17 protein-coding genes and 1 tRNA gene are annotated in these 20,319 nt (G+C 33.0%); 9 read left to right on the top strand and 9 right to left on the bottom strand.

What is annotated here, in order from left to right; translation table 11 throughout:
- The first annotated feature begins 31 nt into the window (after positions 1-31).
- From ACFS5J_RS08055 to ACFS5J_RS08035, 5 genes are read left to right on the top strand one after another with little or no spacing between them, the layout of a single operon-like run.
- The gene (locus ACFS5J_RS08055; RefSeq protein ID WP_379811581.1) at positions 32-1,111 is read left to right on the top strand and encodes a diphosphomevalonate/mevalonate 3,5-bisphosphate decarboxylase family protein; all 1,080 of its coding nucleotides are present in this window, start codon (positions 32-34) and stop codon (positions 1,109-1,111) included.
- Positions 1,112-1,155: 44 nt separating this feature from the next.
- Positions 1,156-2,094, top strand: a complete 939-nt coding sequence (locus ACFS5J_RS08050; RefSeq protein WP_379811580.1) for a mevalonate kinase family protein — start codon at positions 1,156-1,158, stop codon at positions 2,092-2,094.
- 47 nt (positions 2,095-2,141) lie between these two features.
- Positions 2,142-3,062 (top strand): geranylgeranylglycerol-phosphate geranylgeranyltransferase, encoded by a 921-nt coding sequence (locus ACFS5J_RS08045; protein ID WP_379811578.1) that lies wholly within the window; start codon positions 2,142-2,144, stop codon positions 3,060-3,062.
- A 28-nt stretch (positions 3,063-3,090) separates the two neighbouring features.
- Positions 3,091-3,972 carry a pseudouridine synthase gene (locus ACFS5J_RS08040; RefSeq protein WP_379811577.1) on the top strand — a complete coding sequence of 294 codons (882 nt, stop codon included), beginning with the start codon at positions 3,091-3,093 and terminating at the stop codon, positions 3,970-3,972.
- Positions 3,973-3,976: 4 nt separating this feature from the next.
- Positions 3,977-4,324: a nuclear transport factor 2 family protein gene (locus ACFS5J_RS08035; protein WP_379811576.1), complete on the top strand. Its 348-nt coding sequence runs from the start codon at positions 3,977-3,979 to the stop codon at positions 4,322-4,324.
- Between the two features lie 82 nt (positions 4,325-4,406).
- Here the strand turns inward: ACFS5J_RS08035 and ACFS5J_RS08030 are convergent, their stop codons facing one another.
- The 7 genes from ACFS5J_RS08030 to ACFS5J_RS08000 all read right to left on the bottom strand — a co-directional run bounded on the left by ACFS5J_RS08030 (position 4,407) and on the right by ACFS5J_RS08000 (position 12,034).
- Entirely contained in the window at positions 4,407-6,509 is a 2,103-nt protein-coding gene (locus tag ACFS5J_RS08030; protein ID WP_379811575.1) for a peptidylprolyl isomerase, read from the bottom strand.
- A gap of 100 nt (positions 6,510-6,609) precedes the next feature.
- Entirely contained in the window at positions 6,610-7,878 is a 1,269-nt protein-coding gene (locus ACFS5J_RS08025) for a hemolysin family protein (protein WP_379811574.1), read from the bottom strand.
- Positions 7,879-7,881: 3 nt separating this feature from the next.
- Positions 7,882-8,067, bottom strand: a complete 186-nt coding sequence (locus ACFS5J_RS08020; protein ID WP_379811573.1) for a hypothetical protein — start codon at positions 8,065-8,067, stop codon at positions 7,882-7,884.
- Positions 8,068-8,118: 51 nt separating this feature from the next.
- On the bottom strand, positions 8,119-8,649 hold the full coding sequence (gene lptC / locus ACFS5J_RS08015) for an LPS export ABC transporter periplasmic protein LptC (protein ID WP_379811572.1): 531 nt from the start codon (positions 8,647-8,649) through the stop codon (positions 8,119-8,121).
- A 34-nt stretch (positions 8,650-8,683) separates the two neighbouring features.
- Entirely contained in the window at positions 8,684-10,045 is a 1,362-nt protein-coding gene (locus tag ACFS5J_RS08010) for a tetratricopeptide repeat protein (RefSeq protein ID WP_379811571.1), read from the bottom strand.
- A gap of 14 nt (positions 10,046-10,059) precedes the next feature.
- Entirely contained in the window at positions 10,060-11,304 is a 1,245-nt protein-coding gene (locus ACFS5J_RS08005) for a hypothetical protein (protein ID WP_379811570.1), read from the bottom strand.
- Positions 11,297-12,034 carry a type III pantothenate kinase gene (locus ACFS5J_RS08000; RefSeq protein ID WP_379811569.1) on the bottom strand — a complete coding sequence of 246 codons (738 nt, stop codon included), beginning with the start codon at positions 12,032-12,034 and terminating at the stop codon, positions 11,297-11,299. The genes ACFS5J_RS08005 and ACFS5J_RS08000 overlap by 8 nt, the downstream gene beginning before the upstream one ends.
- A gap of 121 nt (positions 12,035-12,155) precedes the next feature.
- Here ACFS5J_RS08000 and ACFS5J_RS07995 point away from each other — a divergent pair.
- Positions 12,156-12,228 (top strand) — tRNA-Phe (locus tag ACFS5J_RS07995).
- Between the two features lie 101 nt (positions 12,229-12,329).
- Here the strand turns inward: ACFS5J_RS07995 and ACFS5J_RS07990 are convergent.
- Both ACFS5J_RS07990 and ACFS5J_RS07985 read right to left on the bottom strand, forming a co-directional pair.
- Positions 12,330-13,247 (bottom strand): GYDIA family GHMP kinase, encoded by a 918-nt coding sequence (locus ACFS5J_RS07990; RefSeq protein WP_379811568.1) that lies wholly within the window; start codon positions 13,245-13,247, stop codon positions 12,330-12,332.
- A 9-nt stretch (positions 13,248-13,256) separates the two neighbouring features.
- The gene (locus tag ACFS5J_RS07985; protein WP_379811567.1) at positions 13,257-14,573 is read right to left on the bottom strand and encodes a hydroxymethylglutaryl-CoA reductase, degradative; all 1,317 of its coding nucleotides are present in this window, start codon (positions 14,571-14,573) and stop codon (positions 13,257-13,259) included.
- 234 nt (positions 14,574-14,807) lie between these two features.
- Between ACFS5J_RS07985 and ACFS5J_RS07980 the strand changes: the two genes are divergently transcribed.
- The 3 genes from ACFS5J_RS07980 to ACFS5J_RS07970 are packed head-to-tail and all read left to right on the top strand — an operon-like array spanning position 14,808 to position 20,288.
- Positions 14,808-16,979, top strand: a complete 2,172-nt coding sequence (locus tag ACFS5J_RS07980) for a S9 family peptidase (RefSeq protein WP_379811566.1) — start codon at positions 14,808-14,810, stop codon at positions 16,977-16,979.
- 1 nt (position 16,980) lies between these two features.
- On the top strand, positions 16,981-18,525 hold the full coding sequence (locus tag ACFS5J_RS07975) for a peptide MFS transporter (protein WP_379811565.1): 1,545 nt from the start codon (positions 16,981-16,983) through the stop codon (positions 18,523-18,525).
- A 5-nt stretch (positions 18,526-18,530) separates the two neighbouring features.
- Positions 18,531-20,288, top strand: a complete 1,758-nt coding sequence (locus tag ACFS5J_RS07970; RefSeq protein ID WP_379811564.1) for a peptide MFS transporter — start codon at positions 18,531-18,533, stop codon at positions 20,286-20,288.
- Positions 20,289-20,319: the final 31 nt, after the last annotated feature.

Here is a 20,319-nt window from a genome sequence, read left to right as displayed (position 1 = left end):
AAAAATGGTATTTTTGCTAAAATTTAAAATTATGTTTTCCGAAAAGGATTTTATTGCGTCAAATTATACTACTATTGAGAATGCAAATTTTCAATGGTCTGCACCTAGTAATATTGCTTTAGTGAAATATTGGGGTAAAAAAGACAATCAAATTCCAGCCAACCCTTCTATAAGTTTTACGCTAAATAATTGTAAAACCATTACTTTGTTAAGTGTAGTAAATAAAGGAGATGTGAATGATTTTTCTTTTGATTTGTTGTTTGAAGGAAAACCGAAAGAAAGTTTCAGACCAAAAATTCAAAAATTCTTGGAACGTATTGTTGTTTATTGCCCCTATTTGAAACAATACCATTTAACAATCGATACTGAAAATACTTTTCCACATAGTTCTGGTATCGCTTCTTCTGCTTCTGGTATGGCTGCTTTGGCAATGAATATCATGAGTTTGGAAAAAGAAATATGTCCAAGTATTTCCGAAGATTATTTTTATACAAAAGCATCATTTTTGGCACGATTAGGTAGTGGAAGTGCTTGCAGAAGTGTTAAAGGTCAAGTAGTGGTTTGGGGTAATCATGCTGAGGTTTTAGGAAGTTCCGATTTGTTCGGTGTTGATTTTGACGCAATGCACGAAGTTTTTCAAAATTATCAAGACACTATTTTATTAGTAGATAAAGGAGAAAAACAAGTTTCGAGTACGGTGGGGCACGATTTGATGCACAATCATCCTTTTGCTGAAAAGCGTTTCGAACAAGCGCATGAGAATTTGTCTAGTATAAAAGAAATACTTATTTCTGGAGATATACCAGAATTTGTTAAGGTTGTAGAAAGTGAAGCTTTGACTTTGCATGCTATGATGATGACTTCAATGCCATATTTTATCTTAATGAAACCGAATACGCTTGAAATTATCAATAAGATTTGGAGTTTTAGAAACGAGACTGCTATTCCGGTTTGTTTTACATTAGATGCTGGTGCAAATGTGCATGTTTTGTATCCGGAAAATGTGAAAGAAATAGTTTTACAATTTATTAAGAATGAATTGGTTGGGTTTTGTCAAAATGGTCAGTATATTTGCGATCAAATTGGACAAGGTGCAAACCAATTGAAATAATTCGTACATTTACGTTAGCGTATTTAGCAAAATCATATCCAGCTATGAAAGGACCATTATTTTATTCAAAAATATTATTGTTTGGAGAGTATGGGATTATAGAAGATTCCAAAGGGCTTTCAATTCCTTACAATTTTTATAAAGGTGCATTAAAATCTTCTGAAAACCCAACTGAAGAAGCTTTGAAATCCAATCAAAGTCTGTTGCGGTTTTCAATGTATTTGGATCATTTACAAAATGATAAGCCTGAGTTGGTTACTTTCAATATTCAAGAAATGCAAAATGATATTGCTTCTGGGATGTATTTTGATTCTAGTATACCGCAAGGTTATGGGGTAGGAAGTAGTGGTGCATTAGTTGCTGCTATCTATGATAAATATGCTAATGATAAAATTACGGTTCTAGAAAATTTAACACGCGATAAATTATTACAGCTTAAAGGTATTTTTGGTCAAATGGAATCTTTTTTTCACGGGAAAAGTTCTGGGTTAGATCCATTAAATAGTTATTTAAGTTTACCCATTTTAATCAATTCAAAAGATAATATTGAACCAACAGGTATACCTAGTCAAAGTGTACAAGGTAAAGGGGCTGTTTTCTTGATTGACTCTGGAATTGTTGGTGAAACTGCACCTATGGTAAATATTTTTATGGAAAATCTTAAAGATAATGGTTTCCGTAAAATGTTAAAATCGCAATTTATCAAACATACTGATGCGTGTGTTGAGAACTTCTTGCATGGTGATATCAAATCTTTATTTGAAAATACAAAGAAGTTATCAAAAGTGGTTTTAAATCATTTTAAACCTATGATTCCTGAGCAATTTCATCAGGTTTGGCAAAATGGTATTGAAACGAATGATTACTATTTAAAGCTTTGTGGTTCAGGTGGTGGAGGGTATATTTTAGGATTTACTGAGGATTTAGAGAAGGCAAAAGCTTCATTGAAGGATTATAAGCTAGAGGTAGTTTATAACTTTTAAAATAGCTATTTTTATTTTGCCCTAACTTTCTAAATTTTCGTCTCTAAATGCTGACAAGAAAATCTAAATTATTCTTAACTAAAATTTTCAGTTTCTTTTCTGTAATTCGAGGTTACAATATTTGGGTTGTTGCTTTAGCGCAATATTTAGCTGCTATTTTTATACTGGCTTCTGAAAGAAGAGCCTTGGATATTCTACTAGACTGGCAATTGTTTTTAATTGTAATTGCGTCTTCTTTAACAATTGCTTCGGGTTATATCATCAATAATTTTTACGATGCTCAAAAAGACTTGATTAATCGGCCTAGAAAGGCTATGATTGATCGTTTAGTAAGTCAAACAACTAAATTAAGAGTGTATTTTGCAATTAATTTCCTGGTGGTTGTGTTGATGTCTTTTGTTTCTTGGCGAGCCGTTTTGTTTTTTTCATGTTATATCTTTTTAATTTGGTTTTATTCTCATAAGCTTAAAAAGTTATTTATTATAGGTAACCTTACGGCGGCATTGTTGGCAATTCTTCCATTTTTCGGAATCTTAATGTATTACAAAAACTTTAAATCCGTGATTTTTGTTCATGCCACTTTTTTAATGCTATTAATCTTAATACGAGAAATCATAAAAGACCTAGAGAATATTGAGGGTGATTTTATTAATGAATACAAAACGATTCCTGTGCTTTTAGGAGAGTATAAAGCAAAATCAATTATAACGATATTGACTATTGCTACCGTATTCCCAGTTTATTATTTAACGGATGTTTATGAGGTAGGGCTTATGGATATTTATTTTTATATCAGCCTTATGCTTTTAATTTTCTTTTTAGTACAACTTTGGAAATCGCACACAAAAGAGTCGTATGTAAAATTACATTTTCTATTAAAACTCATTATTGTTTCCGGTGTATTTTCTATTGTTTTGATTGAACCTTCTGTTTTGATTCACGGAAAGAAGCTAATATCAACATATTAGTTATATCTTTGCAAAAAATAGTTAGAGAATGACACGTCATCAGGGAAATGATAGAAATAGACCCGGCTCATCACGCCAAGGGGGTCAAAAAAAGGCAAGTACATCTAGAGGTAACGCGCCAATTCGTAAAAAACCTTCAAAATTTAGTGTAAAAGCTACAGAAAATCAAGCACCAAAAACACCAAAAACGCCATCGAATCCAGATGAAATGCGTTTGAATAAATACATCGCTAATTCGGGTATGTGTAGTCGTAGAGATGCAGATATTTATATTCAAAGCGGAAATGTAAAAGTAAATGGTGAAGTAGTTACTGAGATGGGGTATAAAGTAAAATTGTCAGATACTGTTCAATTTGACGGTGCCACCATAAATCCAGAAAAGAAAGAATATATTCTTTTGAATAAGCCTAAGAACTTCTCAACTGCAGGAGATGATCAAAAAGGTGATGGAAATGTATTAGACTTGGTAAGAGGCGCAACACGTGCTAGTATTCAACCTATAGGAAGAATGGATAAAACTACTACGGGCCTTTTATTGTTTACTAATGATACTGATATGGTGCGTAAGTTTACTACGCCTAATCAACGATCTTCAAAGTTGTATCAAGTTTCATTGGATAAAAATTTAAAGTTTGAAGATTTGGAGAAAATTTCAAATGGTATAACGATTGACGAGCATAGGGTATATGTGGAGGAAATTACTTATATCGAAAATGAACCAAAAAGTGAAATTGGGATTAAAATGAAAACGGCTAATGTAAAGATTGTTCGTAAGATTTTTGAACATTTAAACTACGATGTGATAAAATTAGATCGTGTAACTTTTGCTGGTTTAACGAAGAAAAATTTACCTAGAGGTAACTGGCGTTTTCTTACAGAGCAAGAAATTATCAATTTGAAAAATGCCTAGTGCCTTGGAACAAATTGCGTTGCTTTGGTTTGAAGCGTTCAATTCAAAAGATTTAGAAGGCTTATTAGTGTTGTATAGCGAAGATGCTGTACATTTCAGTCCGAAACTTAAAATAAGACAGCCAGAAACCAATGGTTTGATTGTTGGTAAAGATGCAATGCGTGATTGGTGGAGTGGGGCTTTTGAACGATTACCTTCATTGCAATATGTGGTTACTACTTTAACAGCGAATTCTGAGCGTGTTTTTATGGAGTATGTACGTAAGGTAGAAAATGAAGATGATATGCTTGTAGCCGAAGTTTTAGAGGTTTTAGATGGTAAGATTGTTGCCTCTCGTGTTTATCACGGTTAGAAAGATTTAATTTTAAATTATTATATAAAAAAAACACCTTGATTTATCAAGGTGTTTTTTTTATGAACTATACTTTTGTGTATTATAATTTAGCTCTGTTGTCTTCAATAGTTGCTTTTTCTTTTAAAGCTTGGTAAGCTCTAGATTGCGCAGCGTTTTGTTGTTGCGTTTTTTCTTGGCTAATGTATGAAGCGTAAGAGTTTGTTTTTGGCGCTTCTACTACAGCAGTTTTTTGTACCATGAAGATACCGCTGTTTCCTTCAATAACCCCTGAAGTTTTGTTTGCTTCTAAGTTGAAAGCTTTACCTACAACTTTAGGCTCGTTTCCAATGTTTGGAATGTTTGGAGTTCCTAAAGCGATGTTTGAAGCTGTAATAACTGAACCACCTGAAGTTTTAGCAACATCAGCTAAAGTTGCTCCTGTCATTTTCTTTTTAAGAATTTCAGATTTTTTCTCATTCTTTAAAATACCGCCTACTGATTGTCTAGCGATATCTAAAGACAATAATCCGCTTTCGTTACGTGATTTTAACTTTGCAATAACAAAACCTTGTGGTGTTTCAAAACGTTTAACATCTCCAATGTTTGTGTCTTCATTATGTGTCCAACGTACAATTTCTCTTTCGTTTCCTAAAGAACCTATGTTCTCATCTGAAGATTTAATGTTGGTTGCTGGAATAACTTCAACTGCTGCAGCTTTGGCTACTTCAGCAAAGTCTTTTCCGTTAGCGTCAGCTTCTATTTTACTTGCTTTTGTATAAATAGCGTCAATAGTAGCTTCAGAAGGTTGAATGCTTTGTGCAACTGTTCCTAGTAATACAGCATCATATTTAGCAGAAACTTTAATTACGTGGAATCCGAAAGCAGTTTCTACAACTCCAATAGCTCCAACTGGGCTATCAAATACGAAATCGTTGAAAGTAGGAACCATTTGTCCTGGAGTGATATTGTCATATTCACCACCGTTTGATTTTGATCCTGGGTCTTCAGAATTTTCATTTGCTAATGTTACAAAAGAAGATGGGTTTGCTTTTGCTTTTGCTAATAAATCATTTGCTAAAGTTTTTGCTTCTTCTTTAGTTCTTGTAGCAGTTGAACGCTCAGCTCCTGCAAATCCAATTAAAATATGGCTTGCTTTTGCGCTAGAATTTGGTTTTCTATCAAGCATTCTTGAGATACACTGGTGACCGTTGAAAACGTATGGTCCAAATACTTCTCCCTTTGATAAGTTAAATAATTGTTCTTGGAACTCTAATGGTAAATCTTTTTTCGCTACATAAGTAGAATCAAATTTAATGTCAGAATTTTCATTTACGAATTCTCCAACGTTTTTGATTTCTCTGAAACTTGGTAATGTATCATTAGTTTTAGTTGTTTCGTTATAAACAACTTGTCCGAACATAAGTCTGTTGATTTTTTTAGCCATCTCAGCCTCATCTTCTTTTGAAGGTTTGTTTTCTAATAATACATAATCAATACTTGTAGTATTTTCAGATTTGTATTTTTTAGCGTTGTTTTTCATGTAAGCGATGATTTCATCGTCTGACACTTTAACTTCTTCATCGTTAACGGTATTGTAAGGAACTGTCACATATTGGAAAGTTACTTTTTTATTTTCCAAAAGGTGTTTGAATTCACCTTCAGCTTTAGTTGTATATACACCACCTTTTACCATGTTGTAATACATTTGCTCAACTGCAGCTTTTTCAGCTTCTTTTTCAAAGTTTTGCCATTCAACCCAACGATCTTGGTTTGGGTCGTTTTTAATTGATAATACAAACTCTCTGAATTTTGCTTCGTCAAACATACCAGCTTCATTTAAAAACTGTGGGTTTTGAGCAAAATATGGGTTTGTTTTGATAACATTGATTAACTGTTCGTTTCCAATGCCTAAACCTAATTTTTCAATTTCATTACCAATAACTACACCTCTAACTTCTTGTTCCCATACGCTGTTAATAGCTTGCGTGCTAGTGGTGTTTTGGTTTTGTTTTTCAAGTTGCGCAACTTTACGCATAAATGCTTGACCATCAATATCGGTACCGTCTACGGTTCCTACGTTATTGGAATTAGTTCCAAATCCACCACTCTTGATGACATCTGCCAAAACAAATGAAAACAATGCCAATGCAATGATTACAATTAGGATGAATGAACGTTGTCTAATTTTAGATAAAACTGCCATTTTTATATCAATTTACTTTTATTCAGTGGGCGAAAATACAATTATCTATTCAATAATAAAATAGATAAGTTATAAATTCGGTTAAAATTTTAATGTTTTTTTATTGTTTTTCTTCAGTTATTGAAAGACGGACGAGTTCAATCTTTTTATTTGAAGCAGAATGGATGTTTATTTCAAAACTATCAATTCTGATTTTTTCTTCATTTTGAGGAATTTCTTTAGTATTATGTACGATAAATCCTCCTAAAGTACTATAGGAATCCGATTCTGGAATGTTTAAATCATACTTTTCATTGATGTATTCAACATCTAAACGTGCAGAAAATAAATACGATGTTTCATCTATTTTTTCATCGATAAGTTCTTCGTCTAAATCGTGTTCGTCTTCAATTTCTCCAAACAATTCTTCGATGATGTCCTCTACAGTAACAATTCCAGACGTACCTCCGTATTCATCTATAATAACAGCCATACTTCTCCTTTTTTTAGTAAGTATGTCTAAAAGGTCCTTAATGTATATCGTTTCCGGTACATATTCAATAGGAATCATTATCGATTTAATGGTCTTTGGTTTTTTAAACAATTCGAAAGAATGTACATAACCAAGAATGTCATCAATTGAGTTTTGATAAATCACAATTTTAGAATATCCTGTTTTGACAAAAAGTTCTTTAAGTTCTGTAACAGAATCTAAAATGTCAACTCCTGAAATTTCGGTACGAGGTGTCATAATGTCTCGAGCTTTCAAGTCGGAGAATTCTAAAGCGTTTTGAAAAATTTGAATCTCAGAATCAATTTCGTCATCTTTTGAAACACCATTCATTTGTTCGGAAATATAATTTCCTAATTCAACCTTACTAAAATAATCTTGAATTTGGTCTCCCTCTGTTTTGAAGAAACGTTTTAAGATAAAGTCGGATATCCATATCGTAAAACGCGATACCCAATAAAAAAGTTGATAGAAGAAATAAGCTGGTGTAGCGAAAAGCTTCACAAAATAATTAGCATAAATTTGAAAGAAAACCTTAGGTAAAAATTCAGCAGTCATTAAAATTACAGCTGTTGAAATTACAGTTTGTAACAATAGGTTGGTAAAAGAACTGAAATTATAGCTAAGATTATTAATCCAGTCCATCAATAAATCACCAGAGTAAATACCATAGATTACCAATACCACATTGTTGCCTACTAGCATTGCGGTGATAAACTGTGATGGTTTCTCGATAAGTTTAGCGAGAATTTTTGAATTGAAGTTGTTTTGTTTTTTTTCTATGGAAAGAAAAACTTTGTTTGAAGAAACGTACGCTATTTCCATTCCAGAGAAGAACGCAGAAAGTAATAAGCAAATAACAATTATGGTTATTTCCATGTGTTATTTATTTCTGTTTTGGTGTTTGTTGTAAAAATGTCTTCTGAAAAAGAACATCCCTAGTGCAACAATTGCGATAATAACACTTAGCCATGGGTTTTCTCCGTGTTGTTTTTTCGAGTAAGCGTCATAAAAGAAAAATAATGCGAATACAATATAAACGTATTGTATGATTTTCATGTAAGTCATAGTGGTTGTATTTGAATCAAAAATAAGGAAAAAAAAGATTAGGTCAACAAATTAATTAGCAGTAGTGTTGACTTCACCGCTTCCGCTTTGCATGTTAAATATTTTGAAATCTTTGCTGAAGTCTACTCCTGGACCTTCCAGGTAGCCACCTTCACTATCAGAATATTTGAAGTGTTGTTCGGTAAAGAACCACTCGTTTTTTTGGTCAAAATAGAGTTGAGAAGTTTCCATTTTTTTTCCATCAAAAGAAGTAATAGTTACATTGCCTTGTAGATCAATAATATTAGTGTTTTTGTAGGATATGGCATAGTTTGAAGTAATAGTAGTGGTAATTTTATTATTGTTATCATACATGTTTACTTCAATGCCTTTTGGGAATTCTGTGAAAGGGAATTCAATGTTGCTATAGTCTAGCATTTTTGGGCTTTTTAAAACCGATTTGACCCTTCCTGAATCGGTGTATTTCAAATTCAGAGTGTCGGCATCACCAGTTGGCATAAACGTAGAACGGTTTATCTTTTGGACATCTTTTAAGTTACCTTCACATGAAAAAAACATAGTCACGACAAAAATCGTGACCATGTTTAATAGATATGTTTTGAAATTTGATTTCATATTACAATGTTGGTACAACAACACTTTCTCCTACCCAACAGTTGAAAGCAATTCTTTGACCTTGTTTTCCAGATTGGAAAATTTCAGTTCTACTTGGAGCAGCAGCTCTATAGCTAGCAGCCATTTTTGTAGCTGTTGCTTTTAATGAACCATCAACTGCAGCTTTATCAGCATAGTTAGCGGCTAGCCAGTACATCGCTCTTTTTTCAAATGGATCACCACCACAATCGTTGATACTGTTGCCGTATAATTGAGCAATTAATAGGTAAGCTCTTCCGTATGACGGTTTAACTTGTAAAGCTTTTCTAGCGTAAGTTCTTGATTGACTTTTGTTTGTTTTCATATAAACAGAAGCCATTTTGTAATATACACTTGCTTTCTTTGTATTGTCATTATACAAGTTTGCTGCTTGGTTGAAATATTCCATAGCTTTTGTTGTGTTTTTCTTTTGTAATTCCACAACTCCTAATTTGTAAGCAGCGTCTGCACTTGGATTTAATTTGTATAATGCTTCTGAAATTTTAGAGAACAATGGATCGCTATCACATTCTTTTGCTTCTAAACGGTCAGCAGCTCTTTTTAACCAAATTTCATTTGTTTTGTTTTGTTCAAAACCTTTTTGATAGAATGGTATTAATTTATCACAAGTTGATAATTCAACAATGATTGCATCCATACTTGAAGTAACTGTACCTATGTCTTCTAGGTTGCTTTCAAGTTTGTTTTTTGCTTTTGCTTCTTTAGCGCTCAAAGTTTCTCCGCCTTCTTCTCTTGATAAGAATTGGTCTAAATCAGTCGAGCTTTCTTTTTGTAATTCAGCAAGTTTTTCGTTGATGTCATCATATTTGTCAAAAACTTGTTGTAACTCAATCCCTTTGTTTCCTGCTTTGTAATCGTTTACAAAGATTTCGAAATAAGCGTAAATTGCACGTACATCGTTAAAGTTGGCTTTGTCGTTTTTGAAACCATTGTCAAAATATTTAAAAGCTTCTTCTTTTGTGCCAATGTTGTTATCAAAAAGGGCTAATCCTTTTTTCATATCAACTCCAGCTCCATATTCTGGGAAGTTCGCATAATATTCATCATACAACTTCATTAAATCACGTACGTATTTTTCTTTTTCAGAAGCGTCTTTTGCGTCGTTTATTTTATACTTAATAGCATATTCACCGTATGTATAAACCCCTTTATGGAAAGTAGGACAATCTTTTCTTAAAGTAGTTAAGTAGTCATAAGCTGAAGCATCTTTAGCTTTTACAGAAGTTGCCATTAAACTTAAAGTCTCCGTACAAGCTTCTGTGTTTTGAGAAAAACCAAATGAGCTTACTGCCAGCGCTACTAATAAAGTTAATTTCGTTTTCATTTTCATTTTTAAATTTAATCAATTAATACTTTTCTAAACCATTTATCACTAATTGATAATCCTATGCTTAAGTTAAAATAATTTTCTTGAATCAGGTTGCTATTTGTAGTTCCTCTCTTTCCGAATTCTAATCCTAAATCCAGTTTAGAAGTTCCAAGTGGGAAACCAAAACCAAAATTCATGCCATAATTGTTAATGTCTTCGCTGTTTACAATTAAACCAGTTTTTTCATAACGGAAACCAGCTCTGTAAATCACTCTTTTAAAATAATTTGTAAAAGAATCGTAGTCTGGAATATAATATCCACCGATAGCATAAGTTTGTCCGTTTTTATATTCTGATAATGTATTTTCTAGGCGGTTAGTCTGATCTTTTGAGTTCAAAAGTGCAATATCGGCGCCTAAAAGCCATTTGTTACGCTCTCCAATACCACCACCAAAAGAGAATCGAGATGGAATGATAAGTTTTGATTCGTTTGAGTAAGTATCGCCTTGGTCAACAACTAATTCGTTTCCACTAGCTGAGAATGTTACAGTAGAAAGAGTTCGGTCGTTATCGGTATTAAGTTTTGATTTTGGTTGGTAGGTAATACCAGAATAGAAATCTAGTTTTTCATTTAACTTTCTGTTGTACAAAAATCCGGCTTTTACCGAAATTCCTTTGATACTAGATTCGTTTAGTTCTCTTGTTGCCAATTGAACATTTGTAATCGATTCAACAATTTTGTTTTCTATATTTCCAAAGTTGTATTCAAAATTAAGACCAAAACTTAGATTTTTGTTAAACGAATAAGCTCCTCCTAAATATACTTTATTGATATAACCATCGCCAGAAAAACGTTTGGTTCTTTCCAAATCATTCTCTGTTGTAGTGTTGCTGATTTTGTATCCAACGGAACTGTATGGCATCAATCCTAAAGTAGCACCAAATTTACCCATAGGAATTCCAACGTTTAGATAGTCGATACCAGTACGTTTTGCGTTTTCCGAGTTGATGTTGTTTTTCAAATTAGAAAAAGTAGAAGTTCCACCAATGGAAAAGTTAGTTAACTTTAGGTGTGAATATGAAGCTGGATTTAATAAGTTAACAGTAATACTGTCGCCCGTTATGGCAAGACTTCCCATGGCTTTTTCAGCCTCGGTTCCTCTAAATCGTACTTCTCCAATACCGAATGCAGAATACGGAGATGCCGTGTTTTCTTGAGAGTAACCTACTAAGCCCATAAACAAGCTTAAGATAGCGATAACTTTTTTAGTCATTTTTTTTTATACAATAAGTAAATAATTGATTCAAACTCTCTAAAAGAAAATTTGGATTGGCAAATATGATGCTTTTTAAACTTTTAGCCAAAAATTCTGCGTCTCCTCCTGTTAAAATTATTGTTAAATCTTGATATTTATGCAAATAACGCGCTATGAAACCTTCTATTTCATAGCGTAATCCGTTTACAACACCAGAGTGAATGGCTTCGTTTGTGTTGTTCCCAATGAAATTTTCGGGTTCTTTGTTTTCTAATAACGGAAGTTTGGCTGTAAAAGTATTCAGACTTTTATAGCGTATACTTAAGCCAGGACTGATTGCACCACCTAAATAATTTTGTGAGGCATCAATAAAATCATAAGTAATGCATGTGCCTGAATCAATTATCAAACAATTTTGATGTGGAAATTGTAAGCTTGCACCAGCTGCTAATACCATTCGGTCAACTCCTAGAGTTGTAGGGGTTTGGTATAAATTATGGAAAGGGAATTTTGTTTGATGCGAAATTTCGACAAGTGCGGTGTTTTGTTTTAAGTATTCAATTGCTTCAGTGTTTAAATTACTCACACTAGAGCTGATGGAATTTTTGATTGATGGAAATTTTTTTAAAATTTGCTCAAAATTATATTTAGCGTCTTTTGTATCGAATACGAATTTTTCTTGGAGACTATTTTGTTCAAATACAGCACTTTTGATTCGTGTGTTTCCAATGTCGATTGTAAGTAGCATTAATGGATTTTTATTTTGTAAATATACAAATAGATTTTTTTAAGAAAATGTTTTGGTAAATTTAAAAATGATTCTATATTTGCACACGCAATAACAAAGTGATAAGCTTTTAATTGTAAAAGGTACCTTAGCTCAGTTGGTAGAGCAACGGACTGAAAATCCGTGTGTCCCTGGTTCGATTCCTGGAGGTACCACTTAAAAATCCCAAAGATAACTTTGGGATTTTTTGTTTTATATAGTTTTGTGAAATAGTTTCTTCAATAAAAAAATCCTATCTTTTTAGATAGAATTTTAATTATAATACCATTTCGTCGTATTTTAAAATTGTAGTATATCCCCTTTGGGTAAAATATTCTATAGGGCTTTCTTTGGAGATAACCATTACAAAATCGCCTCCCCAAGCACCAAGGCTTTTTATGACGCCTTTAAAATCATGAAAAAGTAATTCTTTTACTGTTTCCGTTTCCAGTACGTTACTCATGATAACTTGATGTTTTTCCATTAACATGGCAAAATCACGACCTTCAGTTGCTATTATGGCTTCTGCTGTTATAGTGTTTATTTCAGGAATAACTTTGTCAATCCGGTGTTGCTTGGTAATATAGTTTGAGATGGCAGACTTGCTATTTTGTTTTTGATTCAAATAAACAAAGTGAATGTTTTCTTTGAATGGCGGATTGAAATCTACCGTTTCGCTATGCGGTTTATTGTTTTCAATTGAATAGACGATTGGTAAATTAGATTGTGCGCAAGCAATATCGTATCCACTTCCACCGAAACTTTCTCTTAATAATTCAAATGCATCAATTTTTAACCACTGACCAATATTGTTGATTAATGTAGAAGATGTGCCAAGTCCCCATAATCGAGGAAAAGTTAAATGGGTAGTAATAATATATCCGTTACTTTCATTGATAAAAGTTTTGTTTTGGACGTAAGCCTGATGTAATATTTGTATCAGTGTGTTTTGGATGTTATTAAAATGTTCACTTGTAGCTTTGTTTGTAATAGCATCAAAAGTAATGATATCTTCAAACCAAATAGTGTTATCACTGTCATAACTCGTCCATTTGATTTCTTTGTTTTTGCCATTTTCAACAACTAGGTTTTGTCCAAATTTTGTTGGTACGGCCAAAGCTTTGGCACCATCCAAAACAGCATATTCTCCTGTAATTAATAACTTGCCGTTACTGTAAAAAGACTGTTTTTGCATTTGATGCTTTTATTTTCTTAAACTTTCCAAATAATCGACAACCAAACTATGTGAAATAGTATTGTTTTTGAAATAATCCAAAACCAAATGTTTCTCTTCCTTTGTAGCGTGATGTTGATTGAGAATGTTGTTGATGTGCATTTTCATGTGGCCTTTTTGAATACCAGTTGTTGTAAGTGAACGTACGGCGGCAAAGTTTTGGGCTAACCCTGTTACAGCAACAATTTGCATTAACTCTTCAGCACTTGGGTTTTCAAGCATTTCAAGTGAAAACTTAACAAGAGGGTGTAATGAGGTTAGACCTCCAATGGTTCCTAAAGCTAAAGGGATTTCCATCCAAAAAGTAAAAATGTCATTTTCAATCTTGGCATGAGATAGACTTGTGTATTTTCCATCTTTACTTGCGTATGCGTGAATTCCTGCTTCAATAGCTCTAAAGTCATTTCCAGTAGCTAACACTACAGCATCAATACCGTTCATAATGCCTTTGTTGTGCGTTACCGCTCGGTAAGGTTCTATTTCTGCAATTTTAATAGCGTTGACAAATTTTTCAGCAAACTCTCTTGAATCAATATTTTTATCATCACTCATTTGGTTCACAGGACAAGAAACTTCTGCACGAACAATACAATTTGGGACATAATTACTTAAGATGCTCATGATAACCTGTATGTTTTTTTCGTTATCATCAAAATCAGCGTAATCGTGCGCTTCGTGTTCCAATGTTTTGGCAAACTGTTCTAGACAAGTATTGATAAAGTTTGCTCCCATGCTGTCTTTTGTGTTAAACGTAGCATGTAGTTGGAAGTAATTTTCTAATTCGTTGGTTTTATCACGTAACTCAATGTCAAGTATTCCACCACCTCTTTTTTGCATGTTCTTAGTAAAGCTTTCTGTTTCTTTAAAGAACTGCGGTTTTATTGTGTTGAAAAATGCGGTTAGTTTTTCAGTGCTTCCTTTGAATAAGAAGTGAACTTGGCCTATTTTTTCAGTATTGATAACGGTTGTTTTAAATCCGCCTCTTTCATCCCAAAATTTTGCTGCTTTTGATGCGGCGGCCACTACTGAACTTTCTTCAATAGCCATAGGAATAGTATAGCTTTTCCCGTTTATGTTGAAATTTGGAGCTACACCATATGGGAGGTAGAAATTGGTTAGCGTGTTTTCAATGAATTCGTCGTGAAGTTTTTGAAGATTTTCACTTGTATTCCAATATTGCGTCACTATATTTTTTGCTTCTGTTGGATTTGAAAAATAGGTATTTGTTATCCAATCTATTTTTTCTTCTTTCGAAAGCTTTGAAAAGCCTTTAATATTTTGGGTCATCTTGATTGAAAATTATGAGGCAAAGATACTAATTCGATTTGTTTTCAAAGTGCTTTTATTCGATAGAAGTTTATTTTCAATTGATTGTAATATATTTTGTTTTTGTAAAAGTAAAAGGGATATTTTGTGGGGATATTAAGAGGTAAAAATGCAGTGTTGTTTCTTTTAACAGAAAAAAGATGGTAATTTGATAAAATTTGATTAAAATTGGAGGTTTTTTTATAAATAATTGAAATGAAATACTTTTACAAGACGTTAGTCTTACTTTTATTGACTTCACTATCAACAGTTGCCCAAAAATCAATAACCTTAGATGAAATTTGGACAGGTGCATTTAGAACACAAGGAATGGATGAACTAAATGCGTTAACTACAAAAAATCAATACACTGTTTTAAATTACAATGCAAATACGCGTAGTATGCAAATCGATTTGTTTGATTATGCTACGCTTGGAAAAATTAGTACTTTAATTGATACTAAAGATTTTCCAGTTTTGAGAGGTATTGATAGTTATTCGTTTAATGCTAAAGAAGATAAAATATTGATCGCGAATAATTCTGAGCAAATTTTCAGACATTCATTTACTGCAGATTATTTTATTTATGACCTTTCTTTGAAAACATTGACAAAAATAGGAGAGAATAAAATTCAAGAGCCTACTTTTTCACCTGATGGTTTTAAAGTAGCGTATGCTTTTCAGAACAATTTATTTGTTTATGATGTTCAGTCGAAAGCGCATACACAGATTACTACGGATGGAAAGAAAAATGCAATTATAAATGGTATTACCGATTGGGTTTATGAAGAAGAATTTGCTTTTGTAAGAGCATTTGATTGGAATAAAAGTAGTGATAAACTTGGATTCATCCGTTTTGATGAATCGGAAGTTCCAGAGTTTTCTATGGATGTGTATGCAGGAGGTTTGTATCCTTCTCAGGCAGTTTTCAAATATCCAAAAGCAGGTGAGAAAAATGCAACGGTTTCGTTACACCTTTTTGACTTGAAAACAAGTAAAACGCAAAAAGTTGATTTAAGTAATTATAATGATTTTTATATTGCGCGTCTACAATGGACAAATGATGCGAATGTATTATCTGCTCAAGTTTTGAATCGCCATCAAAATAACTTGGATTTATTATTTATAGATGGGGCTAATGCCTCGAAAAAAGTGGTGTTAAATGAAACAGATAAAGCGTATGTTGATGTAACTGATAATTTGACTTTCTTAAAAGATAATAGTTTTATATGGACATCTGAAAAAGATGGATACAATCATATTTACCACTATACTAAAGAAGGTAAGTTGAAAAAGCAAGTTACTAATGGCAACTGGGAAGTAACTGCTTATTATGGTTATGATGAAAAATCGAAGAAGATTTTCTATCAATCGGTAGAAAACGGTTCGATTAATCGTGATGTATATAGTATAGGAATTGATGGTAAAGGTAAAAAACGACTTACTTCATTAACAGGGACGAATAATGCAACTTTCAGTCCAAATTTTGAATATTTTATCAATAGTTATTCTAGTGCTTCTAAAGCTCCTATTTATACTTTGAATACTTCTAAAAAAGGGGAGGTAGTTAAAGAGATTGTTTCTAATACAGCTTTGGAAAATAAACTTTCGCAATACGATTTGCCTTCAAAAGAGTTTACAGTAATTAAAACTGAAAAAGGTATTGAGCTAAATACTTGGGTGATTAAACCAAAGAATTTTGATGTCGATAAAAAGTATCCAGTGTTAATGTACCAGTATTCAGGACCGGGATCACAAGAGGTGGCTAATAAATGGAATTCGTATAATGATTATTGGTTTATGATGTTGGCACAACAAGGTTATGTTGTGGTTTGTGTTGATGGAAGAGGAACAGGTTTTAAAGGCGCTACATTCAAAAAATGCACGTATAAAGAATTAGGGAAATACGAAGTAGAGGATCAAATTGATGCAGCTAAAGTTTTAGGTACTTATTCTTATGTAGATAAAGATAGAGTCGGAATTTTTGGATGGAGTTTTGGTGGTTTCATGGCTTCAAATTGTTTGTTTCAAGGAGCTGATGTTTTTAAAACAGCAATTGCTGTTGCGCCCGTTACAAGTTGGAGATATTATGATAGTGTTTATACAGAACGTTATATGCAAACACCTCAAGAAAATGCTTCGGGTTATGACAATAACTCACCAATTAATCATGTGAATAAATTGAAAGGTAATTTCTTATTGGTTCATGGTACAGCTGATGATAATGTACACGTGCAAAATTCAATGGAAATGATTGAAGCATTGATTCAAGCAAATAAACAATTTGATTGGGCAATTTATCCCGATAAAAATCATGGTATTTATGGTGGTAAAACGCGCCTACAATTGTATACAAAAATGACTAATTTCTTATTAGAAAAATTATAATATGAGCAATACAGTAAATCAAGAAAAGACATTCCTGGGGCATCCTAGAGCACTATTTATATTATTTTTTACAGAAATGTGGGAGCGTTTTTCGTTCTATGGAATGAAAGCACTTTTAATTTTTTACTTAACCAAATATCATCTTTTTTCAGATGATTCGGGTAATTTACTAATAGGAAGTTATGCCGCTTTAGTATATGCAGTTCCTGTTATTGGTGGTTTTATTGCTGATAAGTATCTTGGATTTCGTAAGGCTATTGTTTTCGGGGGAATAATGTTAGTATTGGGGCATCTTGGTATGGCATATGAAGGGAATGCGGCAACACAATCTGTTACAGGAGAAATTACAAGGGATAATCTTGCATTACAGGTTTTCTATTTTTCTCTTGCCTTAATCATTTTAGGAGTAGGTTTTTTAAAAGCGAATATTTCTTCGTTAGTTGGAGAGCTTTACGAAGTAGGAGATAAGCGTCGTGATTCTGGCTTTACTTTATTTTACATGGGAATCAATTTAGGTTCGTTTCTTGCTACTATTATTTGTGTGTGGTTAGGAGAAGCTTATGGATGGAGCTATGGATTTGGTGCAGCAGGAGTTGGGATGTTCTTCGGTTTGTTAACTTTTATTTCAGGTAAGAAATTGTTAATGGGTAAAGGTGAATCTACTAATCCAGTATTTTTGGAGAAAAAGTCATTGGGCTTAAAAAATGAGTGGATTATTTATATTTTAAGTGTTTTGTCGACTTTGATTTTTTGGCAAATGGTGCAAAATCATAGTGCGGTATCATTAGCTTTACAAATTGCAGGAGGGGCTTCCTTTATATATATTGTGTATTATGCAATTACCCAATTGGACGGAAAAGCTAGAGAGCAGTTGATAGCACTTACTATTTTAATTGTTTTTACTATTGTGTTTTGGGCTTTATTTGAGCAAGCTTATACTTCAATGAACTTATTTGCAGATAGAATTTTAGACCGACATATTTTTGGAATTGAACTTTCAGCAGGACAGTTTTTAAGTTTTAATGCTTTGTTTATTATTTTACTAGCACCAATTTTTGCTTGGTTATGGGTGAAAATGGGGAGATACAATCCTAATACAGCAGTTAAATTTTCATTAGCATTAATGCTGGTTGGGCTTGGTTTTGGTGCTTTAGTGATGGGAATAAATGTGTCTGGTTTAGGTAAAGTCGCTGCAATTTGGTTGATTTTGGCTTATTTGTTACATACTTGTGGTGAATTGAGTTTATCGCCTGTTGGGCTTTCAGCAGTAACAAAATTATCACCATCTAAAATTGTTGGTTTTATGATGGGAGTATGGTTTTTAGCTACAGCAAGTTCAGAATTTATTGCATCTGTATTGGCAAATATTGCTTCGGTTGATACTTCAAATGGTCTTGCACCGGACTTAAATATTGCAAAACAGAGCTATTTGAAGCTATTTGAGTATTTATTTTACACAGGAATTGGTTTTGGAGTTATACTTTTAGTACTTTCGCCAATCATAAAAAAATTAATGCACGGAGTAGATAAAGAATTAAACAATTAGTTATTATGAGTCAGAATTCAACAGATCAATTTTTTAAGAACCCTGTACTAGGACATCCTGCTGGGTTATTTGTACTTTTTTTCACAGAAATGTGGGAGCGTTTTTCGTTTTATGGAATGCGTGTACTATTGATCAACTTTTTAACAATGGCAATTATAGGTGATAATCCTGGATGGGGATGGTCAGCTGAAAATGCAGGAGCGCTTTATGGAACTTATGCCATGTTATTATATATTACTCCAATTTTCGGGGGTATTATTGCCGACCGTTATATTGGATACCGTTGGGCTGTTGTTATTGGAGCTTTAATCATGACACTAGGTCATGCTGCAATGGCAATTGAATCGCCGGTTATGTTGTACACAGGTTTAGCATTGTTAGTAATAGGTACTGGTTTCTTTAAACCAAATATGACTTCAATTTTATCTGAAATGTATAAGGCGTTTCCAGAGAAGAAAGATGGAGCTTATACTATTTTCTATATGGGTGTAAACGCAGGTGCTTTCTTCGGAATGATGTTATGTGGATATCTTGCTGAAAAAGTAGGATGGCACTGGGGCTTTGGTTTAGCAGGTGTGTTCATGTTATTAGGAACACTTCAATTTTGGTTGTCAAAACCATTATTTGGAAGTATTGGCGAAGTGCCTTCAAAGGAGAACAGACAAGCAGAAGAAGCTGCTGCTAAATTGTCAACAAACGAAGAAGACAAACGTAATCCATTTACGTTAGTAGATAAAATTTTAATTGTTTGTACTACGGTAATAGGATTGTTATATGCATTTAATGACCCGTTGTCAAAAATTGGAAATATCAACTTGTTTCCATTTGAAGTAGGAGGATTAAGTGGACAAAACTTTGCGATTCTTATTGCGTTATTATTGTTCTTGTTTTTAGTTATCACAAGAATGATGCGTTATACTTTGGTTATTAGACACCGTATGATTGCCGTTATTGTGTTTGCTTTTTTCACTGTTTTCTTCTGGATGTCATTTGAACAAGGTGCATCTTCACTAGTAATTTTTGCTCGTGATAATGTTGACAGAACGCTTGAGGGTGGTGCTTTAACATTTTTTAATATTGTAAATACACTTTTAACAGTGGTGCCTCTTGCGATTGTGAGTTGGGTTTTGGTGTTGTTAGCAAAACAAACTTGGGCTAAAATTCCAGGATCTAATATTGTACTAGCCATTTGCTTTTTAGGAGTATGGGGTGTAGCAATTTGGATGTTGTATCAAGAGTTTACAGCAACTTCTTCTGAAATTACAGTTTCATGGTTCAGTATTTTAAACTCATTCTTTATTATTGCTTTTGCATCGACAGTTTCAAAATTATGGGATAGTAAATTTAATCCACCGGCAGCTATTAAATATGGCTTAGGATTAATTATTATGGCTATAGGTTTTGGGTTATTAGCATTTGGAGCATATGGTATAGTAGAAGGTGTTAAAGTTTCTATGGTATGGTTAGTTTTGGCCTATTTATTCCACACATTAGGAGAGCTGTTCTTGTCGCCTGTAGGATTGTCTTACGTAAGTAAGTTGGTTCCTGGACGTATGATTGCTTTTATGTTTGGTATGTGGTATTTGGCTATTGCAATTGGTAATAAATTAGCGGCTATTTTAGGAGGTCAAATTGAAAATATTACAAAAGAATATTCATTGTCAACATTCTTCTTGATTTTTACAATAGTGCCTATTATTGCTGGTATTTTGGTGATGACATTAAATCCTGTTTTGAAGAAATTAATGCACGGAGTTAAGTAGCAAACATTTTTTGGCATTTTTTTTGTCTAAA

The organism is Flavobacterium chuncheonense, from assembly GCF_042686145.1.
Classification (GTDB): domain Bacteria; phylum Bacteroidota; class Bacteroidia; order Flavobacteriales; family Flavobacteriaceae; genus Flavobacterium; species Flavobacterium chuncheonense.
This window is presented reverse-complemented; position numbering and strand designations above follow the sequence as displayed.

Coding starts and splice junctions, on each gene's coding strand:
- ACFS5J_RS08055 (WP_379811581.1), top strand. CDS start 32: ATGTTTTCCGAAAAGGATTTTATTGCGTCAAATTATACTACTATTGAG.
- ACFS5J_RS08050 (WP_379811580.1), top strand. CDS start 1,156: ATGAAAGGACCATTATTTTATTCAAAAATATTATTGTTTGGAGAGTAT.
- ACFS5J_RS08045 (WP_379811578.1), top strand. CDS start 2,142: ATGCTGACAAGAAAATCTAAATTATTCTTAACTAAAATTTTCAGTTTC.
- ACFS5J_RS08040 (WP_379811577.1), top strand. CDS start 3,091: ATGACACGTCATCAGGGAAATGATAGAAATAGACCCGGCTCATCACGC.
- ACFS5J_RS08030 (WP_379811575.1), bottom strand. CDS start 6,509: ATGGCAGTTTTATCTAAAATTAGACAACGTTCATTCATCCTAATTGTA.
- ACFS5J_RS08025 (WP_379811574.1), bottom strand. CDS start 7,878: ATGGAAATAACCATAATTGTTATTTGCTTATTACTTTCTGCGTTCTTC.
- ACFS5J_RS08020 (WP_379811573.1), bottom strand. CDS start 8,067: ATGACTTACATGAAAATCATACAATACGTTTATATTGTATTCGCATTA.
- lptC (WP_379811572.1), bottom strand. CDS start 8,649: ATGGTCACGATTTTTGTCGTGACTATGTTTTTTTCATGTGAAGGTAAC.
- ACFS5J_RS08010 (WP_379811571.1), bottom strand. CDS start 10,045: ATGAAAACGAAATTAACTTTATTAGTAGCGCTGGCAGTAAGCTCATTT.
- ACFS5J_RS08005 (WP_379811570.1), bottom strand. CDS start 11,304: ATGACTAAAAAAGTTATCGCTATCTTAAGCTTGTTTATGGGCTTAGTA.
- ACFS5J_RS08000 (WP_379811569.1), bottom strand. CDS start 12,034: ATGCTACTTACAATCGACATTGGAAACACACGAATCAAAAGTGCTGTA.
- ACFS5J_RS07990 (WP_379811568.1), bottom strand. CDS start 13,247: ATGCAAAAACAGTCTTTTTACAGTAACGGCAAGTTATTAATTACAGGA.
- ACFS5J_RS07985 (WP_379811567.1), bottom strand. CDS start 14,573: ATGACCCAAAATATTAAAGGCTTTTCAAAGCTTTCGAAAGAAGAAAAA.
- ACFS5J_RS07980 (WP_379811566.1), top strand. CDS start 14,808: ATGAAATACTTTTACAAGACGTTAGTCTTACTTTTATTGACTTCACTA.
- ACFS5J_RS07975 (WP_379811565.1), top strand. CDS start 16,981: ATGAGCAATACAGTAAATCAAGAAAAGACATTCCTGGGGCATCCTAGA.
- ACFS5J_RS07970 (WP_379811564.1), top strand. CDS start 18,531: ATGAGTCAGAATTCAACAGATCAATTTTTTAAGAACCCTGTACTAGGA.